Source organism: Curtobacterium sp. Csp2, from assembly GCF_013347165.1.
Genome location: NZ_CP054593.1, coordinates 1,030,193 through 1,041,968, shown reverse-complemented (window position 1 = coordinate 1,041,968; position 11,776 = coordinate 1,030,193). Strand labels below are relative to the sequence as shown.

At 62.0% G+C, this 11,776-nt stretch carries 13 protein-coding genes; all 13 read left to right on the top strand.

Going from position 1 to position 11,776, the window contains the following annotated elements; translation table 11 throughout:
- Window positions 1-37 precede the first annotated feature (37 nt).
- The 13 genes from HUN59_RS05190 to HUN59_RS05130 all read left to right on the top strand — a co-directional run bounded on the left by HUN59_RS05190 (window position 38) and on the right by HUN59_RS05130 (window position 11,775).
- Window positions 38-1,585 carry a phage portal protein gene (locus HUN59_RS05190; RefSeq protein WP_174777730.1) on the top strand — a complete coding sequence of 516 codons (1,548 nt, stop codon included), beginning with the start codon at window positions 38-40 and terminating at the stop codon, window positions 1,583-1,585.
- On the top strand, window positions 1,557-2,309 hold the full coding sequence (locus HUN59_RS05185) for a VG15 protein (RefSeq protein ID WP_174777729.1): 753 nt from the start codon (window positions 1,557-1,559) through the stop codon (window positions 2,307-2,309). The genes HUN59_RS05190 and HUN59_RS05185 overlap by 29 nt, the downstream gene beginning before the upstream one ends.
- A 75-nt stretch (window positions 2,310-2,384) precedes the next feature.
- Window positions 2,385-2,897, top strand: coding sequence for a hypothetical protein (locus HUN59_RS05180; protein ID WP_174777728.1), 513 nt, complete (start codon window positions 2,385-2,387; stop codon window positions 2,895-2,897).
- Between the two features lie 14 nt (window positions 2,898-2,911).
- Window positions 2,912-3,811, top strand: coding sequence for a major capsid protein (locus tag HUN59_RS05175; protein WP_174777727.1), 900 nt, complete (start codon window positions 2,912-2,914; stop codon window positions 3,809-3,811).
- Window positions 3,812-3,963: 152 nt separating this feature from the next.
- Window positions 3,964-4,353, top strand: a complete 390-nt coding sequence (locus HUN59_RS05170) for a Gp19/Gp15/Gp42 family protein (RefSeq protein ID WP_174777726.1) — start codon at window positions 3,964-3,966, stop codon at window positions 4,351-4,353.
- 317 nt (window positions 4,354-4,670) lie between these two features.
- Window positions 4,671-4,925, top strand: coding sequence for a hypothetical protein (locus HUN59_RS05165; protein ID WP_174777725.1), 255 nt, complete (start codon window positions 4,671-4,673; stop codon window positions 4,923-4,925).
- Window positions 4,925-5,335, top strand: a complete 411-nt coding sequence (locus HUN59_RS05160) for a hypothetical protein (RefSeq protein ID WP_174777724.1) — start codon at window positions 4,925-4,927, stop codon at window positions 5,333-5,335. The genes HUN59_RS05165 and HUN59_RS05160 overlap by 1 nt, the downstream gene beginning before the upstream one ends.
- 131 nt (window positions 5,336-5,466) lie before the next feature.
- Window positions 5,467-6,021 (top strand): phage tail tube protein, encoded by a 555-nt coding sequence (locus HUN59_RS05155; protein ID WP_174777723.1) that lies wholly within the window; start codon window positions 5,467-5,469, stop codon window positions 6,019-6,021.
- Window positions 6,018-6,218 carry a hypothetical protein gene (locus HUN59_RS05150; RefSeq protein WP_174777722.1) on the top strand — a complete coding sequence of 67 codons (201 nt, stop codon included), beginning with the start codon at window positions 6,018-6,020 and terminating at the stop codon, window positions 6,216-6,218. Before HUN59_RS05155 ends, HUN59_RS05150 begins: the two co-directional genes overlap by 4 nt.
- An 82-nt stretch (window positions 6,219-6,300) precedes the next feature.
- A complete protein-coding gene (locus HUN59_RS05145) occupies window positions 6,301-6,636 on the top strand; it encodes a hypothetical protein (RefSeq protein ID WP_174777721.1) in 336 nt (111 codons plus the stop codon).
- A gap of 23 nt (window positions 6,637-6,659) precedes the next feature.
- The gene (locus HUN59_RS05140) at window positions 6,660-6,983 is read left to right on the top strand and encodes a hypothetical protein (RefSeq protein ID WP_174777720.1); all 324 of its coding nucleotides are present in this window, start codon (window positions 6,660-6,662) and stop codon (window positions 6,981-6,983) included.
- Between the two features lie 3 nt (window positions 6,984-6,986).
- Window positions 6,987-10,865, top strand: coding sequence for a tape measure protein (locus HUN59_RS20135; RefSeq protein ID WP_174777719.1), 3,879 nt, complete (start codon window positions 6,987-6,989; stop codon window positions 10,863-10,865).
- Window positions 10,866-10,875: 10 nt separating this feature from the next.
- A complete protein-coding gene (locus tag HUN59_RS05130) occupies window positions 10,876-11,775 on the top strand; it encodes a hypothetical protein (protein WP_174777718.1) in 900 nt (299 codons plus the stop codon).
- The last annotated feature ends 1 nt before the right edge of the window (window position 11,776 follow it).

Sequence of the window (11,776 nt, the reverse complement as noted above, 5' to 3'; positions counted from 1 at the left end):
GACGCCTACGTGGCAGGCCCCTCGCTTCGTTGCGGGTGTGACTGATCAGGAGCTGGACGTTGTTCGGCAGCTGTTTACGACGCTGGCTGCGAAGTATCCGCGGAACCTGGTGCGGTCGATGTATTTCGACGCAAAAATGCCGCTGAAGCCGACGGGGAACATTCCCGAAGAGGCGATGTCGCGGATCGCGGCGGTGCTTGATTGGCCGGAGAAGGCCGTGTCTGCGCTCGCTGAGCGGTCCGTGTTCGAGGGGTTCGTGACGCCGGGTGGGCAGCAGGACCCGTTCGAGCTCGCCGGCGTACTCGACGCTAACCGGTTCGATCTTGAGCTTCCGCAGGCGATCACGTCGGCGTACAAGCACTCATGCTCGTTCATCACGACGGCGCTGGGTGATGTGCAGTCGGGTGAGCCGGATGTGATGGTCATGTCGCGGTCGGCTGAGTGGTCGACAGCGATCTGGGATGCGCGTCGGCGAGTGATCTCGGCGGCACTGACGGTGACCGGGACCGACGCTGATGGCGCACCGAACGCGATGGACATTTGGCTGCCGGACGTGGTGCTGTCAATGACTCGTCGGCCATCAGGTTCGTGGGCAACTGACCGGCTGCCGAACCCGCTGGGCGAGGTGCTGGTTGAGCCGTTGACGTACGACCCGCAGATCGATCGCCCGTTCGGTCGGTCGCGAATCAGCCGACCGGTGATGAACATCACCGACCACGCGCTGACGACGATTGTTCGCACGGAGATCTCGGCGGACTTTTACGCAGCCCCTCGGATGATGGCGCTTGGTGTCACGCAGGACGCGTTCTCGCGTGGGAAGTGGCAGGCGGCTATTGACCGGTGGTTCGCTATCTCGAAGGATGAGGATGGCGACACCCCGACGGTACAGCAGTTCCCGCAGATGACGATGCAGCCCCTCACGGAGCTGTACCGCATGTACGCGACGCAGTTCTCCGGGGCAACTGGTGTTCCGGTCGCGAACCTGGGGATCGTGACGGACAACCCGCCGTCTGCTGAGGCGTTGTACGCGGACGATCGCCGTCTGGTGAACACTGCGAAGCGGCAGAACCGGATCATGGCATCCTCGCTCCGTCGTGTGGCGCAGAAGATCGTGCGCCTGCGTGACGGTTCGGAGCTGACGCCGGAGCTGCAGCAGATCGACGCGTCCTGGGCTAACCCGGCGTTCACGTCACCGACTGCGGCAGCTGATGCGTTGCAGAAGCTGTCGCTGGTGTTCCCGTGGCTATCGGAGTCTGAGGTGGCGCTCGAGTTCGCTGGGTTCTCGCACACGGAGATTACGCGGCTGCTGTCGGACAAGCGTCGGTCGCAGACGACGAGTGCGCTGTCTGTCTTTGCCAATGCAGCTAATGCCACAGGCCAGTCAAGTGCACAGGATGCAACTGCAAGCAGTGATCCGCTGCAAGAGGCGAATGTGCTCAAGGCTAAGGCGGACGCGCTGGGCGTTCTTCGACGGGCTGGCGTTGAGGCGAAGGATGCTGCGCGCCTGGCTGGCTTGAGCGATGTCGTGTTCATCCCTGGGCAGCCGATCACGATCCGTGAGCAAGGCAATGACAACCAGGGCTGATGTGACGCAGCTCCGTGATGCGGGGCGTGGCGTTGTTGCGTTGGCTCGGCAGGATCTGCAGTCGTTCTGGGATTCGCTTGACCTGACCCGCCCCGAGGCTGCCCGTGATGAGCTGTTGGATTTCGTTCCGCAGCTCGTCCGGGAGTACGGGGATGTTGCGGCGACGGTCGCAGCGGAATGGTATGAGCAGGTCCGTTTCGACGCGGTGGGTGCGTACAACGCGACGACGGTGAACGCTACCGATGTTGCGCAGGTGCAGGCGGGTGTGCGGTCAGCTGCTGGGAAGCTTTTTGGCGATGATCCGTCGTCGATGCTGACGTTGCTTGCTGGCGGTGTGCAGCGGTACGTGATGGCGTCGCAGCGGGGAACGGTTGCGCGGAACGTGCAGCTTGACCCGTCGAAGCCACGGTTTGCGCGGGTGCCGACGGGAGCGAAGACATGCGCGTGGTGCACGTTGCTGTCATCCCGCGGGTTCGTGTACCTGACGCAGAAGACGGCTCAGCAGACGGACCACTACCACAACGAATGCGACTGCCAGGCGGTCGCTGAGTGGGAAGCGGACAGGCACTACATCGCCGGCTACGACCCCGACGCGATGTACGCCAAATACCAGGATGCCCGCGCAGCTGCTGACGCGCTCGGGCTGCCGTTGACGGACCGGAACATTGCGGCGCAGATGCGCGCCCTGTACCCGGACGCGTTCACAGACAGTCACATCCACTAACCGGGCTCATGCCCGTTTCGACTTCGTTGGTGCGACGCCAACGGAACCCATCCGAGCGATTCGGGAGAGAACACAATGACCGACACCACCGGCAGTGAGACCGGCGAGCAGCCCACCAACGATGAGCCGCAGGTTGAGCAGCAGGGCGATCCTGCAGGCGACGCGGATCTGGGCGACGCCGGGAAGAAGGCCATCGCAGCTGAACGTGACGCACGGAAGGCTGCGGAGAAGCAGGCCGCGGAGTTCAAGGCGCAGCTCGACAAGATTGAGCAGGCGAACCTCAGCGACCTCGAGAAGGCGCAGCAGCGTGCGGAAGCAGCCGAAAAGGCTCTGCAGGCGAAGGAAGCCGAGACGCTTCGGCTGATGATCGCCGCGAAGCATGGCCTCACCGGTGATGCTGCTGATCTTCTGTTCGGCAACGACGAGGACGAGCTTGAAGCCCGTGCAACTCGGATCGCCGGACTGCTCAAGGCTCCTGGTGGGCCGGTCATTCCTGGTCAGGGCAAGGTGCCCGAGGTCAGGGGCGACGCAGCCGCAGCAGCGGACCGCGATTTCGCCAACTTCCTAACCGGCCACACGGCCGGCTGACGCTAGGAGCAATCATGCCCACTCTGAACACTTCGGGGCTGTCGTCGTTCGACATCCCCACGAACCAGCTCGGCCGTATCGCTGAGCGGGTGCAGAACGACTCCGTTCTCGCCTCCCTTTCGCCGGAGCGTCCCACGCTGTACGGCGACGTGAAGGCCGTGAAGATGTCCCGCAAGCCTCGTGCGCAGATCGTCGCTGAGGGTGCCCAGAAGACGTCTGACACGGCTTCGTGGGACAACGTGATGGCGTCGCCGATCAAGTTCCAGACGACCGTCCGCATGACCGATGAGGTCAAGTGGGTGGACGAGGACCACCGTCTTCTGATCGTCCAGGATCTTGTTGACGCGCTCGGCGAGTCCGCCGCTCGCGCCGTCGACCTGATCGGTATCCACGGCATCAACCCGATCACTGGTGCTCGTGCGTCGTCGGTGACGTCGTACCTGAACCAGACGACGAACCGCACCACGGCTGGGTCGAAGCCGACCGACGAGCTGATTGCTGCTGTCGGTGCGATTGCTGGCGGCAACTACCAGGCGACCGGTATCGGCCTCGACGCTGGCTATGGCTTCTCGCTTGCCACTGAGCAGTACGCGGATGGCCGCGACCGCAACCCGGGAATGGGCTTCGGTACGGGCATCCAGAACTGGAAGGGCCTGTCGGTTGCTACGTCGTCGACGGTTTCCGGTCAGCCGGAAGCAGCTGACACGAAGCTTCGCGCGCTCGTTGGGGACTACACGCAGGTGAAGTGGGGATTCCAGCGTCGCTTCCCCGTTGAGGTCATCGAGTACGGCGACCCGGATGGTGGCGGCGACCTTAAGGGCAACAACCAGATCGCGTACCGCGTTGAGGGTGTCATCTACGTGGCGATCTTCGATCTGGACGCGTTCGCCGCGATCGACGCGCCGACCGCCTGATGCCTCTCTTCGTGACGCCTGCGGGCGTTGAAATTGAGGTGTCGGAGGCTGCTGCGTCGCGTGTTGGGTACAAGCCCAAGACGGATGCGGAGCCGAAGCCGGGGCGGAAGCCTCGAGCTTCGAAGACCGAAGAGTGATTGGTAGGGGTCGTCATGGCTGAACCGTTTGCGTCTGTGGACGATGTGGAGAAGCGGTGGCGACCCCTCACCGACGCGGAGCGGGAAACCGCCGCCGTGTTGCTTGAGGACGCATCGGTGGAGGTGCGTTCCCTGCTGAAGCGTGCCGGCGTCGATGAGCTCGCCCCTGAGTTCGATGCTGATGCTGCCCGTGTAGTGGTATGCGGAATGGTGAAACGCAGCATGATTGCTGGCGACACGGCTGCCGGGGTGACGACGACGCAGGAGACGACTGGGCCGTTTTCCCGGTCGTTCACGTACTCGAATCCGACTGGTGACCTGTACCTAACGAAGCGCGAACGGCAACTGCTGGGGCTTGGTTTCCAGGCTGCGTTCACCGTGCAGATGGGGTCGGCTGATGGGTGAGACGGTTGTTCTGATCACGCGGGAGCAGACGGGTGTCGATAGGTACGGGAAGCCGACGTACACGGACGTAGAGACATCGGTCGATGGCGTTGCGGTTGCGCCGGCAACGTCCACGATTGATCCGTCTACGGGTGCGGTCATCACCACGGGCGGGATGACTCTATACCTACCGGCTGCGGTCAGGTCAGGGCCGGACGCTCGCTTCCGTGTGCGCGGTGTCGAGTACAAGACCCGCGGTGCGTCGGAGAACTGGCGGGCGTTCTACTCGCAGTGGCAGCCGGGGAACGTCGTGCACCTCGAGGACAGGGACTACGCAGATGGCTAAGACCCGAGTTGTGCTGAACCGTAAGGGTTTCGGTGAGCTGATGGTGTCGCCTGAGATCGAAGCGGCGCTGCGTCCGTACGCGGATCAGGTCGCTGCTCGGGTGCCGGGGTCCGAGATCGTTGCTATCCGGACCGGGGTTGGCACGGGTAATGCGCGTACTCGTTTGCGTGTGCAGAACACGGTGTCTGCTCGTGCAGATCTTGTGTCTGCGGTTCGTGCGGTGGTTGGCCGCGCGAAGGAGGTGTGATGTACGGCGTCTTGTACAGCGATGTTCTTGTACCTCTGATCGTCCGGATGGGTCAGCTGCTTGCTGGCCGGCCGGAACCGTACGCCCGGAACGTTGAGGTGTCAAACCGGAAGTCATCCGCCAGTAAGCGGGCTGTTGTGTTCACGACGAGCCCTGGTGGCGGCACGGGTGACACCGTAAAGACGTCGTATGTGACGGTCGACGTGTTTGCGGACGATGAGGGTGACGCGGCGGATCTCGCGAACCTTGTCCTGGCGCTTGCAATGTCCCGTGGTCCGGGCGGCATGGTCGACGGCGACCCGCTGCTGGACGCGCAACTCAATGGTGGGCCGAACAGTGATCCGGCGGCTGACGGATTCTACGTTCAGACGGCCGAGCTCGAGCTTCGGCATCGCGGCGTAAACCTGTAACCCACACAACTACTTGAAAGCCCTGCCTCTTGGCGGGGCTTTTGCATGTCCGGGAGCACCCGGCAGACCTCCCACCAAGCAGGGATACCAGGGGCCACCGCGCCCGCAACCACTGACGAAAGGTGACTCACGTGAGTCTCAATTCCGAGAACGTACGGGTGGCCGTCACGGGTGCGGCGTACGTCGCCACCACAACCGCGACCGCCCCGACCACGGCAACCAGCGCACTTGGTGTCGACTACAAGGATCTTGGATACATCAGTGATGGTGGCATCACTGAAACCCGGGATCGTTCCACGAATCAGATCCGTGCATGGCAGAACAGCGCCCTGGTCCGCGAGCCGGTTACTGAGTCGAGCATCACGTACAACTTCGTGATGATCGAGACGAAGAAGGAAACCGTTGCCGAGTATTACGGCACCACGGTTGCTGCTGACGGTTCGATCAAGATTGACCCGGGTAAGACGGGTGGCCGTAAGTCGTACGTCTTTGACGTGATTGATGGCGACGAGGTTATCCGCATCTACGTCCCGAACGGTGAGGTTACTGAGGTTGGTGACCAGACGTACGTGAACGGCGACCCGATCGGTTACGAGATCACGGTGACCGGTTACGCGACCACCGTGGGCGACGAGGTGTACTCGGCCGTCAAGTGGTACACGAGCCTTGACACGACGGGGGCGTGACCATGACTGCGAAGACGCTTTACGTCCGCCACGTTCAGTCGGGCGAGATCAAGAAGGTCACTGAGGATCAGCGCGCGAACCAGGACAAGAACTTCTGGGTGCGCATTACTGGGGATGTGAAGGAGACCGCGCCGGCTGATGTGCCTACCGGCGTCGACGCTGAGCCGGAGAACAAGACCGCTTCTACCAAGAAGTGATTGACGGGCATGCCGGGGCGCTTGGGCTCCGGCATGCCTTCCTTCTCACCCAAGCATTCTCTAACCAAGCTAGGAGAAACCGATGACTGAGAGCACTGCCGTGAAGGCGCTGTCGATTAAGGCGAAGAGCCGCAAGCCGCTGCTGGTCGAGTATGACGGCGTTGAGTACACCCTGTCTGGGCGCATTCCGTCCGAGATCATGACTATTCAGGCCGAGTACAAGCGTCCCCGCAATCCTGCGAAGGATGTACAGGAGCAGTTCCAGCGGGACCTGGGTGTCGCGGCGATCAACAAGTTCTACGAGCTCGTGGTCCCGGATGCTTTCAAGGGCGCTCTGGACATGGAAGACCTTGGCGCTGTGTTTGAGGCGTGGTCGGAGCATGTGGGCCTGGGGGAATCGAAGGACTCCGGGAACTAGCGGAGTCCTACCCTGACGAGTTGGTGTGGGAGCTGCACAAGCTCGGTATCGACGTTGAGGACATTGGGGAGGCGGTCGACCACGTGAAGGTCGATCGCCTTTTGCGTGTCGCCACTCGAGAGCCCTCGTCACCTCTCTATGCCGCGATGAACGGCTGGGATTTCCCGGTCAGCCGCGAGTGGATTGCTCAGGCGGACATGTTGGACGCGTTCCTGCAAGCGAACAGCGGTCGTCGTAAGCCGAAGCCGTATCCGCGCCCTTGGAAAGACAACAACACGAACCGTCTCGGTAAGACGACGCTGACGCCGGATGAGGCGAGGGCGGTGCTGCAAAAGAACAGGGGTTAGCCGATGGCTACTGAGTCCGCCGTTGCTTACGTCAGCATTGTTGCCTCGGCCCGTGGGGTTGGTAAGCAGATTGAGAAGGAGATCAACCCGGACGCGGTAGGTGCATCGGTTGGTCGAAAGGTGGGTACCGGGCTTGCTCAGGCCGTTGGCAAGACACTTCAGGGCGCTGCTACTGCAACGATTGCGACCTCGGCTGCGGCAATCGGCACTGCACTTGTCAAGGGTTTTGCTCGCCTAAACTCAATTGACCAGGCAACCTCGAAATTGCGTGGCCTCGGCAACTCTGCACAGGATGTGCAGACAATCATGGAGTCGGCGCTTGCGGCGGTTCGTGGGACTGCGTATGGGCTAGGCGACGCTGCAACTATCGCCGCTTCGGCGGTTGCGGCAGGCGTCAAGCCAGGCCAGGAGCTTACGCGCTACCTGAAGTTGACCGCTGACACTGCCGCTATCACCGGTTCGTCGTTGTCCGACATCGGTAACGTGATGAACAACGTTACGACTATCGGTAGCGCTTACAATGACTCGCTACAGATCCTTGCCCAAAAGGGCATCCCGGTCTATTCGTATCTCGCTGATCAGCTCGGTGTCACAACCGACGAGGTGAAGACCCTTGCCTCGGAGGGAAAGATCTCTGCTGAGGCATTCCAGGCAGTCATCGAGAAGAACATCGGCGGGGCTGCCCTCAGTATGGGCGATAGCTTCAGCGGCGCAGTGGCGAATGTTGGCGCTTCTCTTAGCCGTATTGGTGCGAACCTTCTTGATGGACTGTTCCCTAAGCTAGCTCCGCTTTTCCAGGCGCTGACTAACGCGCTCGGCCCCGTTGAGACGCTTGCGGGGCGCGTGGGGGATGCCATTGGTACGGTCCTGCTGCCTGCGGTGGATCGGCTGACAGCGCTTCTGTCTGGCAAGACCGACCTTTCTGGTTTTGTCGCTTCCCTAAAGGACCTCTCTCCTATTCTGATTCCGCTAGCCGCAGCGTTTTCCACGTTGGGCGTAGGAGGACTCGCCCCGCTTATTGGGATGATCCCTGGTATTGGTGGTCTCGCAGGTCCCTTGGCTGCGCTGGCGAGCCCTCTGGGCGTGTTCGCTGCTCTTCTCGGTGGCTTGGTTGCGGTGAGCCCGGAGCTGCAATCGGCGCTGGCTGGTGCCGCATCTGCATTCGGCGGTTTCGCGTCGCAGGTTGGTGGCGCGTTCGGTCCGGCGATTGCTGCGATCCTCCCGCAGCTGGCGGATCTGGTGCAGACGGTTGGCGGCGTGCTCGCGGTCGCCGTGCAGGCCGCAGTGCCGATCGTGCTGCAGCTGGCAGGAGTGTTCGGTGCTGCTCTTGCGCCGCTTCTGCCGGTCGTGGCGCAGCTGTTCGCGAGCCTCAGCATGGTGCTGATCAATGCTTCGCCGCTGATCACGGTGCTGGCAGGCGTGGTGTCGGAGCTTGTTTCCGCACTTGCCCCGCTGATCGTCGCTGTCGGTACTGGTCTGGCGACTGCGCTTTCCGTCGCGATGCCGTACGTGGCGGAGCTGTCGTATCAGCTGCTGCCGCTGGCGACGTGGATCGGTAAGAACACGCAACTCGTCACCGCACTCGCTCTCGCAGCCGGTGGCGGCGTGGTTGCGTTCAAGGCGTACCGCGGCGTGGTTGGTGCTGTGAACGCGGTGCAGCAGATCCTGATCGCTCGTTCGTATGGCGCTGCCGGTGCGACGTATGCGCAGGCTGCGTCGGGCCGGACTGCGACGGTCGTCAACAAGGCGTTTGCCCTGTCGTCGAAGGTTGCTGCTGCGGCGCAGTGGGTGTTCAACGCTGCTCTCCGCGCAAACCCGATCGGCATCGTGATCACGGTCCTCGGCGCTCTCGTCGCGGCTGTTGTCTACGCGTACAACAACATTGGCTGGTTCAAGGACTTCGTTGATGGCGCGTTCAAGGTGATCGGCGCGGCAGCGCAGGCAGTCGGCGATTGGTTCACCTGGCTGTGGACTGACGCAATCAAGCCCGCGATCGACTGGATCGTTGGTGGCTCTCAGTGGCTCTGGTCAGTTCTGGAGCCTGTGTTTGACGCAATCGGCAAGATTGTCATGTTTGTTGTTGGCATTTACGTCAGCTACTTCAAAATGTGGATCGCGGTCTTCCAGTGGGTAGCCGACGCCGCGTCGTACATGTACTCGAACTACTTGCAGCCGATCTTTGAGCTGGTCGCGGCAATCTTCACGAAGACTGTTGCGCCGGTCATTATGTGGTTCTGGAACTCGGTCATTTCGCCGGTGTTCACTTGGATCGGCAATGCGATCAGTTTGTGGTGGCAGGCAACAAGCCTGACATTCAATACGGTCGTTGGTGTTGTCCGAAGCGTATTGGGTGCGACATTCAACTGGCTGTACACGTCTGTGATCTCTCCCGTGTTCACCTGGATCGGTAATGCGGTGAGCACATGGTGGTCGGTGACGAGCGCGGTGTTCAATGTTGTGGTTACCTATCTGCGCAGCACCCTCGGGGCGGCATTCTCTTTCCTCTACACAGGAGTGATAAAGCCGGTTTGGTCTGGTATTCAGACGGCAATCGCTGTTGCTTGGGGACTGATTAAGCCGGTCTTTGACCGCCTGTCGAATGTAGCATCCGTTGGCATTCCGGCAGCGTTCGAGGTCATGAAGAGCGCAGTCGCGACTGCTTGGAACGCTATCAAGGAAGCGGCAAAGGCTCCGATCCGTTTCGTCATCGACACGGTGGTGAACGATGGCATCATCGGCAACTTCAACAAGGTTGCTGATTTCTTCGGTACGAAAAAGATGCCAACCGTGCAGCTGCCGAAGGGCTTCGCGACCGGTGGCTACACGGGCGATGGTGGCAAGTATGAGCCGGCGGGCATTGTGCATGCTGGTGAGTACGTGTTCACGAAGGAGCAGACGGCTCGTATCGGCGTCGGGAAGCTCGCTGCGATCGCGAACAATGGGTATGCGAACGGTGGCCTTGTTGGTGCCGCGTCGGGCGCTTGGGATTGGATCGCGGGTAAGGCTGGGAAGGCGTGGGATTGGGCGGCGAATGCTGCTCAGACTGCGGCTTCTGTGGTGTCTGATCCGACGGGGACGCTCGGCAAGCTGGTGAACGGTATTGCGGCGCAGATCCCTGGTGCTGGTGGGATGCTCGAGCTCGCGAAGAGCATGGGCGGGAAGATCCTCGACGGCGCTGTGGAGGCGTTGCGGAAGCTCGCCGATCTGGGTACGGGCGTGTTCGGTGGTAACGGGCAGAACGGTCAGCTGCCGTCGACGGATCTTGGTAAGGCGATGGGGTTTGCTCCTGGTTCTGGTGTGGGGCCGACGGGTGGTTTGCTGCGGAAGGCTGCGGCGAACGCTTGGAACGCCGCGTATCAGGCGTCAGGTGGTGCTCTTGGGTTGACTGAGGGTTACCGCGATTTGGCGGCTCAGCAGTACCGGTGGTCGCTGTTCAAGAAGGGCGGCAACTTGGCTGCCGCTCCGGGTACGTCGCAGCACGGGTTCGGTCTCGCTGCGGATGTTGCTGCGGGTCAGGGCTGGTTGCGGGCGAACGGTTCGAAGTTCGGCTGGATCAACACTGGTCTCGGGTTTTCGCAGCGTGAGCCGTGGCACTTCGAGTTCAAGGGTGTGCCGCAGTTGGCTGCGGGGGCGATGATCGGTCGCCGTCCTGGCGGGACGCTCGTGAACGTCGGTGAGGGCCGTTACGACGAGGCGGTGGTGCCGTTGTCGCCGTCGTTCAAGGACAGCCTCGCTGGTGCGAGCAGTCAGCCGTCGGTGATCTACGTCGAGAACCCGTGGACTGGTGAGTACATGCGAGCTCGGATGGTCGAGGTTGCTGACGATCGTGTTGCTTCTGCGGATGGCCGTCAGCGGACAACGATTCTAAACGGCAAGAAGTGAGGGGCCTGTGATGGTGGATGTCGTTGATGGTGGCAATGCGACATCCACCTTCACGGACACGTTAGATGGTGGGAACGCGTTCACTATCTACGGTCCGGGGCTCGTTCCGGTGCCGTCGATGGACCCGGTGCCGCATGTGGAGATCACGCTTGACACGGTGGTTCCTGGGACGGTGACGGCGACGCTGTACCGGATTCAGGACGACCGGACGATGCGGGTGCGCGGCCTGGTGAACGTGCCCGCTGCGGGTGGTTTCGGTGGGATCGACACGGAACCGCCGTTGCAGCAGACGGTTTCGTACCGGGCCGAGTACTTCGACGTGAACGGGGTCAGCCTCGGTTTCGGGGAGACGTCAGACACGTACGTCGACTACGCCGGAACGGTGATCCATCAGCCGATCGACCCGTCGCGGGGTGTTTCGGTGCTGCTCGCTCAGGGTGCGGCGAAGACGTTGTCGCGGCCGTTCGAGGGTGAGGTCATCAAGCCAATCGGACGGTCGGTACCGGTGTACATCGGTACTGGCCGGTCGGGGCTCGAGGACATCAACGTCGACTGTGTGACGTTCACCGCTGAGGACGCGGCACGCATGTCGTCGGTGTTCGGCGGGTACGACGGCGACGAGCAGCTACCGGTTGTGTGTTTCCGGTCGTCGTTGCCGACTGGGTTGCCGGCGGTGATGTTCATGGTGGTGCCGAAACCTGCAGCTGAACCGTACGCGTACGCGGGTGGTGAGGAAGCGGTGATGTGGCGGCTGTCCGGCCAGGAGGTCGCCCCTCCTGTTGAGGGCATCGTGCGCCCCCTGCTGGCGTACTCGAGTCTCGAGAACGCGTACGCAACGTACGCCGACATTGAGGGTGCGTACCTGACGTACCTGGATGCGGAAACCGACTTCGATCTGGCGGGAGCGTGAC

Excerpts from the sequence above, each read along its gene's own strand:
- HUN59_RS05165 (WP_174777725.1), top strand. The coding sequence starts at position 4,671 with ATGGCTAAGACCCGAGTTGTGCTGAACCGTAAGGGTTTCGGTGAGCTG.
- HUN59_RS05130 (WP_174777718.1), top strand. The coding sequence starts at position 10,876 with ATGGTGGATGTCGTTGATGGTGGCAATGCGACATCCACCTTCACGGAC.
- HUN59_RS20135 (WP_174777719.1), top strand. The coding sequence starts at position 6,987 with ATGGCTACTGAGTCCGCCGTTGCTTACGTCAGCATTGTTGCCTCGGCC.
- HUN59_RS05180 (WP_174777728.1), top strand. The coding sequence starts at position 2,385 with ATGACCGACACCACCGGCAGTGAGACCGGCGAGCAGCCCACCAACGAT.
- HUN59_RS05160 (WP_174777724.1), top strand. The coding sequence starts at position 4,925 with ATGTACGGCGTCTTGTACAGCGATGTTCTTGTACCTCTGATCGTCCGG.
- HUN59_RS05175 (WP_174777727.1), top strand. The coding sequence starts at position 2,912 with ATGCCCACTCTGAACACTTCGGGGCTGTCGTCGTTCGACATCCCCACG.
- HUN59_RS05145 (WP_174777721.1), top strand. The coding sequence starts at position 6,301 with ATGACTGAGAGCACTGCCGTGAAGGCGCTGTCGATTAAGGCGAAGAGC.
- HUN59_RS05170 (WP_174777726.1), top strand. The coding sequence starts at position 3,964 with ATGGCTGAACCGTTTGCGTCTGTGGACGATGTGGAGAAGCGGTGGCGA.